Annotated in this window: 16 protein-coding genes; 15 read left to right on the plus strand and 1 reads right to left on the minus strand. The window is 58.2% G+C overall.

The genetic code is table 11. The features are described from left to right. Window positions 1-125: 125 nt before the first annotated feature. The 10 genes from ACTIFK_RS12345 (at window position 126) to ACTIFK_RS12390 (ending at window position 11449) form a co-directional block, all read left to right on the plus strand. Window positions 126-368: a DUF2188 domain-containing protein gene (locus ACTIFK_RS12345; RefSeq protein ID WP_439543373.1), complete on the plus strand. Its 243-nt coding sequence runs from the start codon at window positions 126-128 to the stop codon at window positions 366-368. 45 nt (window positions 369-413) lie between these two features. Further along, complete coding sequence (locus ACTIFK_RS12350) at window positions 414-1541, plus strand: hypothetical protein (protein ID WP_439543374.1); 1128 nt, start codon at window positions 414-416, stop codon at window positions 1539-1541. A gap of 4 nt (window positions 1542-1545) precedes the next feature. After that, window positions 1546-3825 carry a ThiF family adenylyltransferase gene (locus ACTIFK_RS12355; protein ID WP_439543375.1) on the plus strand — a complete coding sequence of 760 codons (2280 nt, stop codon included), beginning with the start codon at window positions 1546-1548 and terminating at the stop codon, window positions 3823-3825. Then, window positions 3822-4997 (plus strand): patatin-like phospholipase family protein, encoded by a 1176-nt coding sequence (locus tag ACTIFK_RS12360; protein WP_439543376.1) that lies wholly within the window; start codon window positions 3822-3824, stop codon window positions 4995-4997. Before ACTIFK_RS12355 ends, ACTIFK_RS12360 begins: the two co-directional genes overlap by 4 nt. Window positions 4998-5106: 109 nt before the next feature. Beyond that, window positions 5107-5613, plus strand: coding sequence for a hypothetical protein (locus ACTIFK_RS12365; RefSeq protein ID WP_439543377.1), 507 nt, complete (start codon window positions 5107-5109; stop codon window positions 5611-5613). 920 nt (window positions 5614-6533) lie between these two features. After that, complete coding sequence (locus ACTIFK_RS12370; RefSeq protein ID WP_439543378.1) at window positions 6534-7787, plus strand: hypothetical protein; 1254 nt, start codon at window positions 6534-6536, stop codon at window positions 7785-7787. Window positions 7788-7978: 191 nt separating this feature from the next. Continuing rightward, a complete protein-coding gene (locus ACTIFK_RS12375) occupies window positions 7979-8566 on the plus strand; it encodes a hypothetical protein (protein WP_439543379.1) in 588 nt (195 codons plus the stop codon). Between the two features lie 39 nt (window positions 8567-8605). Continuing rightward, window positions 8606-9490, plus strand: coding sequence for a hypothetical protein (locus tag ACTIFK_RS12380; RefSeq protein ID WP_439543380.1), 885 nt, complete (start codon window positions 8606-8608; stop codon window positions 9488-9490). After that, window positions 9490-10644, plus strand: coding sequence for an MFS transporter (locus ACTIFK_RS12385; protein WP_439543381.1), 1155 nt, complete (start codon window positions 9490-9492; stop codon window positions 10642-10644). Before ACTIFK_RS12380 ends, ACTIFK_RS12385 begins: the two co-directional genes overlap by 1 nt. Continuing rightward, window positions 10607-11449 carry a response regulator transcription factor gene (locus ACTIFK_RS12390; protein ID WP_439543382.1) on the plus strand — a complete coding sequence of 281 codons (843 nt, stop codon included), beginning with the start codon at window positions 10607-10609 and terminating at the stop codon, window positions 11447-11449. The genes ACTIFK_RS12385 and ACTIFK_RS12390 overlap by 38 nt, the downstream gene beginning before the upstream one ends. 557 nt (window positions 11450-12006) lie before the next feature. On the opposite strand, the gene ACTIFK_RS12395 is transcribed toward ACTIFK_RS12390, so the two are convergent. Continuing rightward, window positions 12007-12234, minus strand: coding sequence for a hypothetical protein (locus ACTIFK_RS12395; protein WP_439543383.1), 228 nt, complete (start codon window positions 12232-12234; stop codon window positions 12007-12009). Window positions 12235-12934: 700 nt separating this feature from the next. On the opposite strand from ACTIFK_RS12395, the gene ACTIFK_RS12400 reads away from it, so the two are divergent. The 5 genes from ACTIFK_RS12400 (at window position 12935) to ACTIFK_RS12420 (ending at window position 18629) form a co-directional block, all read left to right on the plus strand. After that, on the plus strand, window positions 12935-13438 hold the full coding sequence (locus ACTIFK_RS12400; protein WP_439543384.1) for a hypothetical protein: 504 nt from the start codon (window positions 12935-12937) through the stop codon (window positions 13436-13438). A gap of 333 nt (window positions 13439-13771) precedes the next feature. Further along, window positions 13772-13957: a helix-turn-helix domain-containing protein gene (locus ACTIFK_RS12405; RefSeq protein ID WP_439543385.1), complete on the plus strand. Its 186-nt coding sequence runs from the start codon at window positions 13772-13774 to the stop codon at window positions 13955-13957. 138 nt (window positions 13958-14095) lie between these two features. Then, window positions 14096-15874 (plus strand): tyrosine-type recombinase/integrase, encoded by a 1779-nt coding sequence (locus ACTIFK_RS12410; RefSeq protein WP_439543386.1) that lies wholly within the window; start codon window positions 14096-14098, stop codon window positions 15872-15874. Next, window positions 15871-16986, plus strand: coding sequence for a tyrosine-type recombinase/integrase (locus ACTIFK_RS12415; protein WP_439543387.1), 1116 nt, complete (start codon window positions 15871-15873; stop codon window positions 16984-16986). The genes ACTIFK_RS12410 and ACTIFK_RS12415 overlap by 4 nt, the downstream gene beginning before the upstream one ends. Continuing rightward, on the plus strand, window positions 16983-18629 hold the full coding sequence (locus tag ACTIFK_RS12420) for a recombinase family protein (protein WP_439543388.1): 1647 nt from the start codon (window positions 16983-16985) through the stop codon (window positions 18627-18629). Before ACTIFK_RS12415 ends, ACTIFK_RS12420 begins: the two co-directional genes overlap by 4 nt. Window positions 18630-18778: the final 149 nt, after the last annotated feature.

The following is an 18778-nucleotide window of genomic DNA, read 5'->3' on the forward strand; positions in this document are numbered from 1 at the left end:
CTTATTTTTAGCTCGTTGATAATACTACTTATTTTTAGCCTACCATACGGTTTCGTACCAGTCCAGTTGACAAACCGGATCGTACAGATTAAGTAGTACGAATGTGTTCACAAGGGGGACGAGCCATGTCCAAGAACGATCGCTTTGTGGTCCGGCATCCGGAAGGCTGGGCCGTGAAAAAAGCAGGCGCTGACCGCGCCAGCAGCATCCACGACCGGCAGGCCGATGCCGAACGCACCGCCAAGCAGACCGTCAGCGGTTTGGGGGGAGGGGAAGTCCGGGTTCAGGACCGGGACGGGCGCTGGCGCGACTCGGACACGGTTGCACCCGGCAACGATCCGTTCCCGCCCCGTGACCGCAAGCACTGAGCGCGGGCCATTCATTTCAGCAAAATCATACTGGAGGGCTTTTCCATGACTGCCACCATTACGTTCCATCCTCTCGCCAATGCCGATTGCTCCCGCATCGACCTCGCGGACGGCAGGAAGCTGCTCATCGACTACGCCGACATGCGCAATCCCAACGACCCGAACGACAAGCGCGTCGATCTTCCCGACGAACTCTGGGCGGACCTCCGGCAGGCAAAGCGCGATGACTACGACGTGGTCTGCTTCACGCACCTTGATGATGACCATTGCTGCGGCGCCGGCGATTTCTTCTGGCTCGATCACGCCGCTAAGTACCAGGGCGAGGGCCGGGTGAAGATCAAGGAGTTGTGGGTGCCTGCCGCCGCGATCCTCGAAGAGGGGTGCGCGGACAGCGCTCGCATCGTGCGGCAGGAAGCGCGGCATCGCCTCAAGAAGGGCTACGGCATCCGCGTGTTCTCGCGCCCGGCGAAGCTCAAGGACTGGCTTGAAGCCAATGGCCTTACGCTCGAATCCCGCGCTCACCTCATCACGGACGCGGGTCAGACCGTGCCAGGCTACTCGATCTTCGGCCCCGAGCGAGCCGAGTTCTTTATTCACAGCCCGTTCGGTTGGCGTCAGGACGACAACCAGATCATCGACCGCAACCAGGACAGCGTAGTCTTCCAGGTCACGTTCCTGGAGGGCGGCCGCTATACCCGCGCGCTCTTCATGTCCGACATCAACTACGACTCCATCGACCAGATCGTCAGGACGACCAAGCGCCATGGGCGCGAGGACCGCCTGGTCTGGGATATCTTCAAGGTGCCGCATCACTGCTCGTACACCGCAATCGGCCCCGAGAAGGGAGATGACGAAACCGAGCCGACCGAGCACGTGGAATGGCTCTGCGAGACGCAGGGCCAGGAGCGCCACATCATGATGTCCACCAGCAAGCCGATGCCGGTGAAAGGCTCATTGGAAGATGACGACGTGCAGCCGCCGCATCGTCAGGCAGGTGCCTATTACCGCCGTGTCGCCAATGGCGCCGACGGCCAGTTCAAGGTCACAATGGACTTGCCGACCTCCAGCAGGCCGCGCCCGTCTAAAGTCGAAATCACCGATCGTGGCGCCAAGTTGGTGCTGCCTGTAACGGGTGCGGCAAGCATCATCTCGCAGCCCGCGCGGGCGGGGTGATGCGATGCCGCTGCACCCGTGGTGGGCCGCGTTCGGCGTCGCCCTGCAAAGCCTAGATGAACTTCGCGCCGCGCCTGCACGGGCGCTGGCAGCGTGGATTCAAAGCGGGCTAGGGACCGGCGTTCGGCTCTCCGCGCTCAGACGCGACGAGGAGACAGGCTACGAAGCTGTTTCCTTAGAAGTCGATGTCGAGCGGCCGCAGGACCTTGCCGATCCGATCAGGGGAACCGAGACTGTTGCGGTCGTCTTTCCCCTTACCGGCGGTCAGCCCCGCGTTCTTGCGCTTCGGGACGACTTCCCGGACACGCCCCATCAGAACCTGACGCCGGAAGGATCTCCGAAATCGCTCTGTGTCGATGACCGCCCCTGGATCGAGACGCAGCTCACAACAACGCCAGCGGACCTGGTGCGACGCATCCAGACCTGGCTTTCGAAGGCCGCAAGCGGCGATCTTCACGAAGACGCGCGCCCGCCCGACCCGCTCTTTTTCAAAGACCCGCTCTCCATCGTCGTCCCCGTCGAAGCGCTGACCGCAGGCGAAAAGCCGCACGAGCTCATCGGCTTCGTGCGGCCGGACAACCAGCGCATGATCATCACGCAGCTCGAGCCGACAGGGCAGGCTGGCGGACCCCGGTTCGTGGTTCTGTCATTTCATGCGTCACCCCAGGCCATGGGAAGCCTTCGCCAGGCTCCGGCCAATCTTGCCGACCTCGCAGTCGAGCTGGATCGCTGCGGCATCGATCTTCTGAAAGAGCTGCGCGGAGCTATCACGGGCTGGGCCGGGTCGAACAATGACAACCAGCGCCGGCTCTCCTCGCGGCTTGCGATTGTCGTCGCCTTCCCGGTGCAGGGCGGCGGCGAGAGCGCGACTATCGATCTCAAGGCCTTTGCATCCTTTGATACTGCCGGCGAGATTGGCGCAAAGCTCGGCGTGATTGCGTCCAACACGACCAGCGACGGAGATCAAGGCTATTTTGCTCTAGTCGGCGCCAACCCGAGTGCGCGGGGCGAAGACGTCCTTGTCGAGCCAGCCGATGCCCATATCGCCTTTGACCGCGCCCTCGCGACGGCGGTGGCTGGCGCTGCCCCGCAAGATCTGCGCCGGGTCGTCCTTGTCGGCGCAGGCGCGATAGGCTCGCAGCTCGCGGTCGATCTTGCCCGAGAGGGCGCGTTTTCCTGGACCGTCATCGACCACGACTACCTGCTTCCTCATAATCTTGCGCGTCACTCCCTGCTTCCATGGGATGTCGGGGCGCCCAAGGCCAAGGCGCTCGCGCGCCAGTTATCAGCGCTGCTGGGAGAGCCTGTTTCCGCTGCGGAATGCAACGTCATGGCGCTGCCCGAGGATGTGAAGCAGAACGTTGAGTCCGCTTTCGCCATGGCTGATGTCGTGCTCGACGCATCCGCATCCGTTGCCGTGTCGCGCTACCTTTCAGATATGGACGGCGTGAAAGGGCGACGCGTCTGCGTCTTTTTCAATCCCGCGGGCACCGCCGTCGTCGTGCTCGCCGAGGGAGCCGGCCGCGCGATAACGATGCGCGACCTTGAAGCCCAATATCACGGCCTGCACCTCTCCAGCCCGGCACTCGCGGATCATCTCAAGATAAACCTGCTGGGGCTTCGATACAGCGGGTCTTGCCGTTCGCTCACCAACCGCATTCCGGCAACACGGGCGGCACTCCTGAGCGCCATCGCCGCGAAAGGCGTCAGAATGGCTCTTGCCAACGAGAGCCCCAGCATCCGGGTATGGACTTTGTCGGAAAACATGGAAGTCACTCTCACCGCGTACGAACCGTCGCCTGTCGTGCGACTGCCGTTCGCGCCATGGACCATTACGTATGATCGCGGCGTACTGGATACTCTGTCGCGTTACAGGAGCAACCGCCTGCCCTCGGAAACCGGCGGGGTGCTGCTTGGCATCACCGATGTCAGCCGCCGTTCGATCCATGTCGCCCACGCCTTGCCGGCACCGGACGACAGCCGCGAGTCTGTGACAGCTTTCGAGCGCGGCGTCTCTGGTCTTGGCGGCAGTGTCGCGCAGGCTGCAGCCGCATCCCAGCACCAGCTTCGCTATGTCGGCGAATGGCATTCCCATCCGCTCGGCTCGTCTCCGATGCCGAGCGCGACGGACCTAAACCAGCTGTCCTGGCTGCGCAGCGAGTTGGAAGCGGAAGATCTTCCGGCGGTCATGGCCATTGCCGCTGACAACGGCACATTCGCTTTCATGATCGCCGACAGCGCATCATCCGGCGCTGATCCGCTCTCGCCGGGGGCGGCGGCATGAACAGTCCGTCCCCGGCTCGCGACATTCACTCCCTGTTCTCCGCCAACGCCGGCGATGGCGATCTCGTGCAGGCGCGCAAGCTGGAGGACATGATCGGGCTATGCCTGTCGGGCGGCGGTTTTCGCGCGACGATCTATCATGTCGGGGCCTTGATCCGCCTTAATGAGCTAGGGCTGCTCCCGCGATTGCAGGAGATCGCGAGCGTCTCGGGCGGCTCGATCACGGCGGGCATGCTCGCTGTCGCCTGGAAGCGGCTCCTGTTCGATGAGCAGGGCACAGCGGTCAACTTCCACGCGGAAGTCGCTGAACCGCTCTTGAGGTTCTCGCGGGTTCCGGTCGATCTCAAAGCGATTGCCTTTGGGCTCCTGCCGGGTTGCAGCGCGGCCGACAGCGTGGCGGCGTCCTATGATCGCCACCTCTTCAAGGGGGCAGGTCTTCAGGACATCCCCGATACGCCGCGCTTTACCTTCATGGCGACCAATCTCCAGACCGGCAGCGGATGGCGCTTTGCCAAAGCCTACGCCGCGGACTTCAGAGTAGGGCGCATCGACGTGCCGCAGATCCCTATTGCGCGCGTCGTAGCCGCATCATCCGCGTTTCCGCCGTTTCTCTCGCCGGTGCGTATCGCGTTCGCGCCCGGTTCCGTCAAAACGACAGTCGGCGCCGACCTTCACCGCGCACCCTTCACGGAGCGCGCCATTCTTTCCGACGGCGGTGTCTACGACAATCTCGGGCTCGAGCGCGTGTGGAAACGCTGCCGCACCGTTCTCGTCAGCAACGCAGGCAAGACCGTGCCCGAACTCGGCAGCCCGACCGGCAGGTGGATCGGTCAGACGTTGCGCACGCTCAATCTTGTCCAGCAGCAGGCGGAGAATTCCAGGCGGCGCATCCTATTCGGGATGAGTAACCTTGGGCAGCGGAACGTTGCTAATTGGAGCATCGACACGCCGATCGATGCCTATGGCCTTGATGGAGCGCTCTCCGTTTCAGCGGATGACGTGCGAAGGGCGGCAACGATGAGGACGCGGCTGAACAGCTTTAGCGAGGAAGAGACGGCGCTCTTGCTGGCAGTGGGATATGCCGGAGCCGACGCCGCTCTGCGTGCGAGGGGACTCGCCACAAATGCCCCGGCCGCCAAACTACCTGTCGCCGAGCTAGCCGGTGATCGCTAGTGGTGCATTTCGGCCATATTTTTTTTGAAGGCCATTAGCCAATAACATTGTCCCACCCCGGACAGTGACTCACGCTCCTCTCACAAACAATCATAGGAGTTGAGAGAGTATGAGTAAGCCATCAGATCCGAGAGGGCAGGTCGCCGCGGACCACATGGGCGACAGTTTTCTACGAATCGCAAAATACTTCCGTGAGATCCAAGACAACGCACCCGAGCAATTTGCGGAGATCGCCAAGCTCGTGGGTGTGAGCCTTCGTCGAGCCTATTATTACGCAAAGATTGATCGAGCTTTCAGCAGTCTCGATATTGATGAGAACCGTCTCGCGTTCATCGGCTGGACAAAGCTAAAGGTAATCGCAGATCACGTCGACGGCTCCAATTTCCAACTACTGCTGGATCTGGCCCAGGCTAGCACTGTTCGGGAACTCAAGATCCTGATGCAGGACGGTGTGCCAGTCGATGGGACACGTTGCGTGATCCTGTACATGGAACCGTTAGAGTACGAGGTTTTCGAACAAGCTCTCCTCGCTAGCGGTGCCTCCAAGGCAGGCCGAGGTCTGATAGATAAGGAAGCCGCCCTAGTGAAGGCTCTGACAAAGCACGTAGGGGCGTAGAGGTCACGGGCTGGGAGCGGGATGGCTATTGCGCCGATCGTCTCCCAGCTAGACTCCTAGCGGCCGGTTCGCGTCAGCGAACAGCAGCCAATTTCAAGGTCCGCGTTGAGCCAGAACCAGGCGTACCGGGAAGCGGCGATGAACGACCGCTTGATTCCACTAGCGGACATCGTCGCCGACGAGGTCAGATGCTTACCGGCTCTCGTTGAATTAAGTTTACTGTTCGATGATGAGCTGGCTTCGTAGTGGATGCCACCACCAATCGAAGCCGGAGCAGTTGTCGCTCTCTGGCGCTTAGTCGCCACGAGCTCATGGAGAGCGAGCCACTTCTCCCTCTTGGCGACTGCGGCGTCGCGGTCTTGCGATTGTCACCACGGGCGGCGGGCTCTTCACTAGGGAGCCGGTCGGCGGGGGTATTGCTCTTCGCGATCTTGTGGACCCGGCCAACCTGGGGGAAATCCCCCAGTTTCCAGATGTTCCAATCAGGAATTAGCTCTGCAAAGCCGTTAAGTGGGCAGCTTTGTTCACTAGGGGACACGAGAACGCCGCCGATCTACCGCGTCGGTGTTTCGATGTGAAGGGATATGGCTTCTGCATCACAACCCGCTCGATGTGCCGGTGTCGCGGCTTTCATAGCTTGTCGGCCACATGATCGAACATCTCATAGGGACCTGAGGAAGGTCCGACCGTTCAGGCATGGATTTCAGGAGGGCATCGGGACAAAGCAGCGGCGCACCCGCGCATGGTGACTCGGCTCTCTTAGTGCAGAGCTTGGCTATCAGTATTGGGCGCAGAGCTGCATCTAAAAATTACCTCTAAAGCCTTGCTGTCGCTGCAACGACCGCGGCTGCCGCCGTCCACGTCCTCCACCGCGGGCGCTGAGGAGCTGAAAAACTGCGTCGTTTTCAGTGGAGTCAGAGATGAGTGAAGGATCCACATTCGATCCCGATAGATTTTTAACTTACTTCAATTCGTGCATCGATGACGCCGTTTCGATTGCTCGTCGCCGAGGCGCCCGCGGCGGATTAGCGAAGCACATCGGCCGAGGATACGATCGTCCACTCCAAAAGGTAATGACGCTGAAGATTGACCTTCAGCCGCAACGCTTCGAAACATATGTGCAAAATGTGCTTATCGGTCGATTGAACCCCGAGCGAATTGATTATCTTCGCGCGTTGTTCGAGAGTTATTGGGCTGCGCAAACGCTTCGCAAGAAATACCGCAATGGCGTGAAAACCGCACCCTCGTTCCGGTGTGCTGTAGAACACCTCTACCGATTGCAAGTGGAAGGCTTTGCCATCACGGATTTGGCCTCCCCTGACATTTTGCAGTGCGTTTGCGAAGATCACATAGAGACGCCGCGCCTGCACGGGCAAATCGGCGCAGCAGTTACGAACCTGCTCAGCATTCTTACCGTCGTCGGGCATGCTCGCTTCCCCTTGTCCGACATCGATCGCGCAGCCCGACTGTCTCAAATAGTCGATGGGGGCCTGCTTGCAGCATACCAGGCAGGAAACGTGCAGGCGTTGGATACCCTAAAGGCAGCGATCCAAAAATCGTTACGCTTGAACCACCGACTCTTTACCCAGCTACTGCTCGCGGTCGTGGAGCATTTGCGGATTGATTTTCGGTGCGACGTCCTGGGCTCCGCCCGTCATACCCACGCGTTCGCAGCTTTGAGGCTGGCGAATGACCATTCGGCGCGATGCGAGGAAATTCTCGGCCGAGTGTCCCTGCTGTCAGTTCACCACAACGCGCTTAAGGGGCTTTCGGAATGCATGGATGACACGAGTATTTTCGTCGACATCAACGCGACCAGAGCTTCTTTGAGTGACCATCTCGTGCGTGTGTCCCAGGAGTTCAGAGCTGCAGATTGCCCGGAGGGAGCTGCGTTTGCTCAGCTGACCCTCGCCAAGCAGCTTCTGAGAGAAGGGCGGCTTGATCGGGCTGAGCGCGAGTTGTTCGAGGCGCGCATCTTAGTCAAACCAACTACCCTTCCGTACCTCACCGCGAACGCTGCACTGTGCGAAGCGCTCGGTGATTTCAATCATCGCCACATTAACAAGCCGGACAACGCGCAGCAGTGGTATCGGGAAGCGCAACGCAATTATTTCGAATCCGGCAGCTGGCAGCGCTGTGAACGCGTGGGGGCCAAGCTCAAGGCCATCGCTTAGAGGTCGCCTCCAGAAATACGATCCGTGGCAAGCGTCGTCGTTGTTGGCGTTTAAGTACTGCTACTTGCTCGCTTGATTCGGCCAAAACCTGACCCTTTTATTTTGGCCGAGTACAATTCGTGCGTCCGAGTTTTTAGAAAACTATAGTTCTCGCGGTTTCAAAGAATATTTGCGAAACTATGGAGAGAAAAATGATCTACACTGCGCATATCGCTCAACAGGACAATAAAGAAGAATTGAAACGCCTCTTCAATCGTTTCACCATCGAGACGGGTTGCGCCACGCTCTATGACGACGACCATTGTGCTGCTCATGTTCAAAAATTGATTGACGCCGGGGTGTCGTTCTTGTTGCGAAAGAATGGCCAAGCAATCGGAATGGTGACGTGTCACGCCATCGACGCCGGCTATGCGCTCCTCGCAGACTTAGAGACCACTCATACCTACGTCATTGCTGAAGAGCGTAGCTACGTCGCGATATCGACACTGTTGAAATGCGTCGAAGAGCATGCGGAAAACAAGGGCGTGGCGGTCCTCTTCAGCCAGTGCGATTACCGTTCAGCCGTCCTCGGCAATCCGGGCAACAGTGAGCGCGTCCAAAAGCTTTACAAGCTGAGAGGCTATCGCGGACCGATTGGAGTGATCTACGCAGCGGCGCAGTCCGTTCCAGTAGGATCGACGTTTCTCTTCAACGGGATCACGGCCGATGATATCGCGCATATGCCCGAGGTTCGGCGAATACCCACGCGACGTCTGAAATCTATCCCGCGGGCCAGCTAAAATCGTTCGAGCCGGACTCCACGGCGTCGGACATCCTTGGTGTCTGACGCCGTAATTCGTTGGTTGTTTCCGCCAAATGGAATATCCTACGCGCTCGAAATCGCGCTAGACCTTGGGATTGGGATCGCAAACAGCCTGTGGAATAGTGGGGATAAAATGCAGGGGGCACTTTGCGCCGTTCGTCGCGTCGCGGCCTTTTCGATCAGCCTAGCATTGTTGGTGCGCCCCGGGGTGAGCGGAGATTCTTCAATTGCTATCGGCGGAATTGTTGGTGCCACGTCCGACTATGTGTATCGAGGGGTTTCGCTTCGCGACGAAAAGCCTACTCCTTTTGCGTACTTTTCTGCGAAATACGGTATTGCATATCTGGATGCTTACCTAATCGGTACAGAATTGGGTGAGGACGCTCTTGAGCGGAGCCTCGGAAACATTGAAGCGGATTTCACGCTCGGAGTTAGGCCAAGCATTGGGAGCATCGAGTTCAATCTCGGTACGCGCTACACGGTATATCCCAACGGTCGTGATGGAATAGTTGGAACGCTTCTCCAAGCCGAACGTGACTTCATCGAACCGTTTGCCGGCGGAATCGTCGCCCTAACAGAAAAATTCAGTCTCGGCGGCACCGTCTACTGGACGCCCGACTACTATAACGAGACCGGTAGCGTCGTCACGGTTGAGGCGCAGGCAGCGTATGTACTGCCACCGTTCAGCGCTTGCACAAGTAAGGTCACGACTTTTCTAGGCGTGGTGGCAAGTGACGAGTCATTCGTCGTTAGCCCCGGGCAGGGCTACACATACTTTAACGTCGGCGTCGAAGCACAGATTGAGCGCATGATCTTCGATTTGCGCTATTGGACAACGGATGTCGATGGCTACGGTCTATTTGATCAGCGGCTGGTCCTTGCCGCCGGGGTAACATTCTGATGAGACCCTTGCTGCCCGTTTTTGCCGTAGTTTTCGTCGCGGCCGTCGGATACGGCATCTCGTTTCCGCTTTTGGGCTACCGACTCGAACAGCTGGCCGTGCCGGGTTGGATGCTGGGGGTCAATTCCGCCATGCCCGCTCTGGGTTGGGTGGCTGGTTCCGCTCTCATGCCGCTGCTTCAGCTCCGCTTCCGCATCCCAATCGGGGTTCTTGCATTTGCATTTCTTCTCTGCGCGGCAATCGCCGTCGTCGGCCTGAGTTTTGCAGAAGACTTCTGGTCGATGACCCTCCTCCGATTTTTCTTCGGCGGGGGGATGGGGCTTTTCTTTCGCAGTGTCGAATACTGGGTCAATGCGCTGTCCCAAGATAGCTCGCGAGCGCGCAATCTGAGTGTCAATGGCATAGCATTCATGGCTGGCCTCATGATCGGTTCGGCAGCTCAATCTTCGTTGGGCGCGGTGGGGTGGATTCCCTCTGGCGCGATACTTGGCACCATCATCCTCTCGATGTTTTTGCTTTCGCACTGGCCCGGGTTGACCCTACCCGCAGCAGCGCCGCCATCTCTTGTGCTCGTTATCGCGAGTGTGTCAGCACTACCGGCGGCGTACGCGGCCGGCTTGGCATACGGATTGTATGAGTCCGTGCCGGCCTATCTCAATCAGGTCTATGCGCTGCGGAACGGCCTTGACGCGAGCACTGCCGCATTTGCTCTGACGGCTGCCGCGGTTGGCAACATCGTGATTCCGTTGCCGGTCGCCATAATGTCGGACCGGATCGGCAGGATCGGCCCGCTTGCCGCATGCGCACTGATTTCCGGCGCGGTGTCATTGTCGATCCCATCCACTTTGGCGAGCCCCACTCTCTTTCTCCTAGCCGTTGGTGTTAGCGCGGGGACCGCAGGCACCACCTATGGGCTTGGCCTGGCGATGATTGGCGACCGTTATCAAGGAGCCGACCTGGTTACTGCCAACGCTGCATTCGGGCTTATATATGCGATAGCAAGCATTTGCGGTCCGCTCATCAATGGCCCGGCGCTCGATACCTTAGACACGAACGGCCTCTTCGTTTCTGCGGCGCTGATTTTTGCTATGCTGTTGGCCACATTGGCAGCGCTATATGTCCAAGATCGTCGTCGCGGCCGAGCGAATGTTTGAGACCACTGCGCCGCTGGCAGTGAGCCAATTGAACACTGAAGCTAGCCAAAGTATAGTTCGTGTGATGGACCGAACGCTCGTTGAACTAACGGAAGGTCTCCGATCTGCCGGAGATCTTGACAGTTTTTGGTCGCTTGCCCACGCGGCACTCGAACGGCGCGGCGTGAAGAGCATGATGTACGGCGCGTTCGCGACCCAAAACGAGACTAAGGTGGTTGGCTATTCCAGAACAATGATCTGGAAGAGCTCCCACAGCCAAGCATTTTTCGACGCGTTCGGGACGGATCAAGCACTCGACCACGATCCAAGCATCGACCATTGTCTTACGAACCCCGATATCATGTTGTGGCACCATGACAGCGATTGGAACGGCGCGCCTGCCGCTCTTAAGAAGCGGGTCAGCATCGAGCGGGATCTTGGTCTCTACGTTGGTGTAACAGTGCCAACCACTCGGTTCTCACGCATACACATCGGTGGCGTTGGTCTTTCGATGCCTGAGATCAAAATCTGTGAATTCGATCGTTTCTGGTGCGACAAAGCTCGTGAGATCGTAACGATCTGCGGTCTCATCGACACAGGGATGAGAAACCAGCACATGTCCGAACTTGTTCGTCTATCACCGCGCGAAAAAGAGTGCCTCGAATGGCTCGCGGCTGGCCTCCGGCCCGACCAAATAGCAGATCGACTCGCGATCGGCAGCAAAAGTATCGAAAAGTACATCTTTGGTGCCAAGAGAAAGTTGCGAGCCGCTACCCGCGATCATGCGATCGCCAAAGCGCTTATTCTCGGCATCATTGCGCCTTAGTCCTGGGGGTTTCCCCCCAGTTTACACCCGCCCCGTCTCGCAGGCACTCTAACGTGGAATGGGCGTCCAAATACTCGTCCATTCCGTGCCATGCGGGAACACCAGATGCTCTGGCGTGTATTGATCCGTTCTGGCTTTATATTCCATCAATTTTGCACGCGCGCCATGCCGCGCCTCTGGTTTTAATAGGTCGCAGCCGCCGGCGTGCACTAGCCATCCCGCCCGAGCTTCCATCGTCTGATGAATCGTGGCCGTCATTTGGATGTCTGCGCACGCGCCATACGCCGCTTCAGCTCTAGCAAAAAATTGCTTCGTCGGGCGATGGGCGTGTCCTGCTTCCATGCTGATGTGAACGCGTAGCGCGCGGCGGCCTCAATGCGGTGACATGAGTGGTCGGCGCCTGCCGAAAACTCCGCGACCTCCGTTCCCATATTTGCGGCGCTCCGAAGGGTTCGATAGGCTTGTTGAAAAGCCAATCTGGTCGGCGATCTCTGTCGAGCTCCCACGATTTTTCCTAGGTGGCTGGGGCGTGGAACGCAGTCATCCACACCACGGCGCTAAAGTTTCCAACGCTTCGCCAGCGCAGTGATGACCAGCCTGCGGTAATCTTCCTCAAGTCTTAAAACTTCCTGCAATACATTCAGCATTTGACGCTCATTTTGCTCGTTCTCGCCAACTCGCATCGCTTCACTAACGCGCGCCTGCTGGTGGAGGACTCGTTGCTGATGGCGAGCAATGAGACGATCGACCTCATGTAGAATTTGTAGATGCGCAGGTCTCGCCACTGAAACGGCCTCTCATCCGTTTTTCCGACTATGAGTGTTGTGCCAAATATGGCTAGATCGATCACCTGGGGATTTTTCCTCCCCCTTTGCCAGTCGTGCAATTGCATGGCGGTTAGGATGTGGGTGCGCTGACAGGTCAGACCTGCACGATGACATTTGCGGAGGACGCCTGCCTCCGGTCGACCGCGCAAAAGGCGGTATCTGGTCGCTCACAATGAACCGCGTGGAATACTTCATGCCGCCGAAACCCGCCAACGCCCGCGTTGGCACGCGAGCCTAGACGCGAATGAGCTGCAAGTCGGAGTCGATGGACGCTGAACTCTTGTCGCGCTGATCGCTAGCCGATGCCGACGCCCGAAGGTCGGTTCGCGCTTATCGGTCGGACCTATTTCCAAACGCCTTACATACTGATGCGGCGAACCGATCGCCAAATGTCGAAAGAGAGCGATGCGAGGTCCGCTAAGGGCTAACTAGCGGCCGCTACCGTAGGCGGTCTCTGAAGTCCGCTTTGGGCCAGCAACGGACGTGCCTGGGCTCGAATACGGATGTCGCTAAGGGTCAAAAGCAGCTGTTCAGGGGACGCGCCGGTCAGTCTGGCGCGGTGGTCCACCTCACGCCATAAGGACGCCCATTGCGAATCGGATGTCGGCAATCCATTTTGCACCATGCACGGGCGGCTCCAGAGACGGATCAGAGAGAAGTGAACAAGGCCAAGAGCAGCTACAAGCTGGACAACGATAGCTTCCTGGATGTGGCGCGCCACCTTCATCAAGTGCTCGAGAAAAGTCCCGACACCTTCAATGCAGTTGCAAAGGAATTGGGCCTATCCAGGCGCAAGGCGTACTATCTCGTCGAAATTGACCGCGCCTTCGCAAAACTCAAGGTCGACGGTCGTCGGTTGAAAGCTATCGGCTGGACCAAGCTCAGGCTCATTGCTCCAAAGATTGCTGCGAGAAATTGCGAAGAGCTTTTGAAACTCGCCGAGAACAAATCGGCTTATGACCTTGGACGCCTAATGGGTGACGAGGATGCCGATCCGGATGCCAAAGCTCACGCGGTGCTTCTGTATCTGACGCCCGACCAATATGAAGTGTTCCGCGATGTCCTTGAGGCACACGGCGCGAAAGTCACCAGCGGTGGGATCTCCGACAAGGAGGAGGCGCTCACCACAGCGCTGAAGAAGCTGAAGAGGCTTAACAAGTAATCCTAATTTTTGCGGCCCCTTCCATGCCGTTGACATCGCCCGCCCGGAGTGCAATTAATTGCATTCCGGGTTTGAGATGCGCTAGCGCATACTCGCAGTGACAGGGCACATGGATCGGCGGTTACAACATTACGAACCCACAGCACACGCCTCTCCAGCGCGCGCACTTAATGTGCACATTGATGCTGGTCAACAGGGAGCCTGTGGTGTTCTTTTTGTGCGAACGGACTTGCCGAATGTGTTGCCGGTCAGTGCTGCAGAAATTGCGCTAATGCGCACCTTCCTAAGCTCGGAGATCAACGAGATCCTGAGGCCGTCGGAGAGGGAGCAGTCATGAGCCTAAACAACAATAATTTCGAACAGCTGTGGACCGTTGAGGAGGTCGCGGCCTTCTACAGGGTCTGTGCAAAGACGATCCGGAGAAAGATCGTGGAGTTGGAAATCCCTACGGTCAACATCGGACGACAGATCCGCATCCGAGCGACACACGTCCCGTTATTCGCCCAGAAAAAGTGGTGATGAGTTTCCGCCCGGTTTCCCGCGTGTCGCTTCTGTCCATCCAATCGTGAAAACGGTTCCTGCCTAATCGGCAAAATTTATCGCCACCCGTTCTCACGAAATTACCGCAGTTTCCACCACTGCTCACGAGAGTCCAACATGTACCACACGAAAAATCTAGACCAGCAGCGTCGCGAATTTTCTCCAAACATTATCAGCTTGAAAACAATGCTTGAGCTGATCGCGGCAGACGACACCATTCCGCAGAAGAGACGCAACGAGCTGTGTTCCGGCGTGCGCTCGTTATGTCGGGTCTCTGGCTTGCAGGTGGCAAGCACGCCGGCCGACCCGCGGATAATTGCGGAGCGCTTGCGCGGTCTGACACCCGCAGGAGCCAGGATGAGCAAGGGCAGGTTTCAGAACTGCCTTAGCTATATGGACGCGGCGCTCTCTTCCGTTGATACGAGGTACCGAAGGAGACGCTCGCGCGTAGAGCTTGCGCCCGAACTTGCGGCCCTTCTGACTTCGATTGCTGATCGATGGCAACGAGCGAGGTTGCGGCGATTTTTTCACTATCTTGGTGAGAACGGCATCAAGCCGGAGTCAGTCTACGACGATACCTTTGATGCTTTCCGTGCGAGTCTTGACCGTAGCCTGATCCAGGATGTGCGCACAGCAGACCGTGAAGCACGGAAGATCTGGAACATGCTCGTGGCGGATAACCCGCAACTCAGCGCTCGCCAAGTCACGCTCCCGACTTACACCGACCATTACGTCCTGTCTAAGGAGACCTTTCCGGATGCGCTCTGGACGGATTTGGATGCCTACCTTGCCTCGCGCGCGCCTCGAGGTGGAAACGAACTCGACGACCTCCTGACCGAGGCGGAGCTGTTTGGCGACAATGAAGCTCCTGCGGCGCAGCCACTCCGACCATCGACAGCCAAGTTAGTCCGCTACCGAATTTGCCAATTTGCCTCCGCCCTTGTTCTGTCGGAGGTCCTAGCGCCTGATGACATGACCAGCCTAAAGACACTGGTTGCTCCAAAGACTGTGGCTGCAGGACTGAAGTTCTTCATTAAGCGAACTGGCGGCCAACAGCAGAACTCGCAGATCCGCGGTATGGCCTATGACCTCCTGATGATCGCGCGGCTTTGGGTTCGAAGCCCTCAGAGCGAGCTAAAGGTTCTTGGGCAAATCGCCATAAATGTACGGCCAGAGCATCGCGGTTTGCCCGACTCCGTACGTCGCAAGCTATCGCCTTTCAGGGACATCGAGAATGTCCAAGCGTTCCTCGCATTGCCGGATCGCGTCTTTGACGAGGCCCTTAAAAGCAAAATCGTTGACCGAGAGACGGCCAATCGTGTGGCGACGGCGCTTTGGATCAAAATTACTCAGCGTGCTCCGCTGCGTATCTCCAATCTTCTTTCAACTAGCCTGACCGCCAATGTGCTCCGCTCGCATGCAGGCAAGAACGCTAAGGTCGCCTTGTTCTATCCTCCGGAGCAGGTCAAGAACGCAAAAACATTGGAGATCCCGCTTCCGCCGGGCACGGTAAAGCTGCTCGACATCTACTTGACGACTTTCCATCCTGCGCTGATTGACACGCCGTGCGACTGGCTCTTCCCGGCTTCAAACGGCAGTCCTAAGCGCTCGCAGGTGATGTCGGCCGACATCCAAAAACTTATGCGAGAGCACCTGGGCTTCGCGATTAATCCGCATGCCTTCAGACATCTCGCGGCCAAGCTCTTTCTGACCGCGCATCCCGGCCGCTATTACGACGTGCAACTTCTGCTTGGCCACCGAAAGGTGGAGACGACTATCAAGTATTACATTGATCTGGAGGCTGAGGAGGCGTTCCGGCATTTCGACGCCATGCTGTTGGGACTTGAGGATGATAGCGCCCCGCGGCTCACCTACAGCGCGAGGCGCAAAAAATGACATTTGTCGGACGCGCCTTGCCGGTTGCCGCTTGGCCAGAATTTGACCGCCATGCCTGGGCCGAGGCTCAGTTGAAAATGAATGATCTCCTCGAGAAGGATAAGCCAGCAGCAAAGTGGAGAGGGAGCACGAGAGAACTTCACAGTCGCTGCTACGGCATATGGCTCGCTTGGCTTGATCATAAGGGCCTCCTGGACGAGGCTGCTCGTCCCGAGCACCGAGTGACCAAGCCGCTGCTTGTCGACTATTTCCGCGCTGAACGGATGCTCGGTAATGGTCCGCGCACCCTCGTCAATCATGCTGTTGGCCTGCGACACATGTTCGAGGCGCTCGCGCCGCAGAACGATTGGACCTGGATGCTACCGATGATTCACAAACTGAAAAGCGCTGTCAAGCCAGTCAAAAACCACTCGGACTTGCCCTCGATCAAAGAGTTGTTCGAAGTTGGCATGGCCATTATGCATCGAGTTCCCGAGCTTGATTGCGGCTCTCCGAAGCAGCATGCGATCTGGTTTCGCAATGGCCTTGCCATTGCCCTGCTCGCTGCCCGTCCGTTGATGCGCCGAAATAACCTCGCGACGATCAAGATTGGCGTCAACCTTCTGGAGGAAGGGACAGGCTACGCGCTGCACTTCTCCAACGACGAAATGAAAGGTCGGACACATCGCGAGGGCCCAGTGCCCAAAGCGCTAATCTCCTACATCGAGCGCTACATCCAGCTCTACCGGCCACGACTTTTTCTCGGCAAATCCGACGACCACAACATGCTCTTCATCTCTGCCATGGGCAATCCAATTACACCGCACAATCTCTCGGACGAGATCGGCAAGACAATCTCGTCCGTTCTTGGTCGGCGCGTCACGACGCATGCATTTCGTCATGCAGCTGGGAGTTCGATCGCGAAGGAAGACCCTGACCACGTCGGGATCGTTCCCTCGATTTTAGGCCATGCCCACTATCATACGTCGGAGGGGTACTACATCATCGCGGACGAGATGGCCGCGTTCGGACGCTTCAACGAAGCGCTCAACCGGCTGATGCGGCAAAGCATTGCTGGACGTCGTAAGGTGAGGGAAACTGTTGTCGGCAATATAGCGAGAGGGGACACATGAACCGCGTCACGACCGCCGCCGTCTATGTGCGTGTATCGACCAGCCGCCAAGCCGAGCGCGACCTTTCCCTTCCTGACCAAATCGCCCAATGCCGAGCCTACTGCGAGCAACGAGGTTGGCTTGTAGCCGAGATTTTCTCCGAGCCTGGAGCGTCCGCACTCGATGACGATCGCCCCGCGTTCCAGGAGATGATTTTCAAAGCCACTCGGATCGACAAGCCGTTTGACTACGTGGTCGTTCATTCGCTCAGCCGCTTCAGCCGGGACTCCCTTCATTCGGAAATGTACGTCCGGCAGCTTCGCAAGGCTGGCGTGGAACTCGTCTCGATCACCCAGGACATCGGCGCCGATGCCAGCGGCGAGTTTATCCGCAAGGTCCTGAACGTCTTCGACGAACACCAGTCGAGAGAGAACGCGAAGCACGTCCATCGCGCCATGTTGGAGAACTCCCGTCAGGGATTTTGGAACGGATCGCGACCGCCATTCGGTTACGACACCGAGATCAAAGAGCGGCGTGGCAACAAGGACAAGAAGGTGCTCGTCGTTAACGACGAGGAAGCTCGCGTTGTCCGGAAGATCTTTGATCTCGCAGTCGGTGCTGATGGCCGCCCCTTGGGTGTGAAGGCAATTGCCTCGTACTTCAATGAGCGCGGCATCTCGCGCCGTGGCCGGCGTTTCTCGACTGGAGGCGTTCACGATATCCTGACGTCGAGCACGTATCACGGCCGCCACCACTTCAACCGAACCGACAGCCGTAACGGGAGAGCCCGTCCGCCTTCACAGTGGGTCGAATTTCCGGTTCCCCAGATCGTCGACGAGGAAACGTTTACTGCCGTCCAAGCACTTCTCCAAAACCGGAGTCCGAGGCGCGTGGCGCCCAGGATCGTCAATGGGCCAACGCTGCTTGCAGGCGTAGCTCGCTGCGGCCACTGCGGGGCAGCGCTGATTCAGAACACCGGCAAGGGCGGCTTGTACCGCTACTACTGTTGTTCCCGGAAACTGAAGGAGGGAGCAACGGCCTGCAAAGGTCTGCGTATCCGCATGGACCGTCTCGATGAGGTGGTGACCAATGAGGTGGCGAGCCGCATCCTGCACCCCGAACGGCTGCGAGCACTGCTAGAGGCTTATGTTAGGTCCTCAGCAAGTCGGGCGGATGACAACAAGGAACGGCTGAGCCGGATGCGTCAAACCCACAAGGAAACCCAAGCCGCGATCGTGCGGCTTCTAGAACTTGTGGAAAAGGGCGTGATGGAGGCCGAAGATCCGAGCCTCAAGGAACGGCTCGTGGGGCTGAAGGTCCAGCGTGACGAGTTAGCTCGGGACATCGGCGAACTGCAGAAACGGGTCACCAGCGGCGAGCCCGCGCTCACTGCGGACAAAATAGAAAAGTTTGCGGCCCTGCTTGGAGATCGCTTGCGCAATGGCCCACCCGAGTTCCGGCAAGCCTATGCCCGACTGGCCATGCGCGAGGTCACTGTCACGGACCAGGAGATCCGGATCTCTGGCTCGAAAGCGGTCTTGGCCAGGGCCGCTGCACAGGGCTTAGACAACGCCCCGCCCGGAGTTCTCTCTTTTGTTCGAGAATGGCGCGCCCGAAAGGATTCGAACTTCTGCCCCCCAGATCGTAGTCTCTGGAGACCTTGAAGCGCCATCGACTATCCATCGCTAGTTGGCTCGCAGCCGACATAAACCGCTCGCGAGGCTCCGATATCCCAACCCAATGCTATAGTCTGCTTCCTCTGCAACGCAGCCTTCGGCGAGTGTTGATTCTTCCGATTTTGTGAAGACCGCTA

Origin of the sequence: Hyphomicrobium sp. (assembly GCF_051860585.1) — a bacterium.
In the GTDB taxonomy this organism is placed as follows: domain Bacteria; phylum Pseudomonadota; class Alphaproteobacteria; order Rhizobiales; family Hyphomicrobiaceae; genus Hyphomicrobium_C.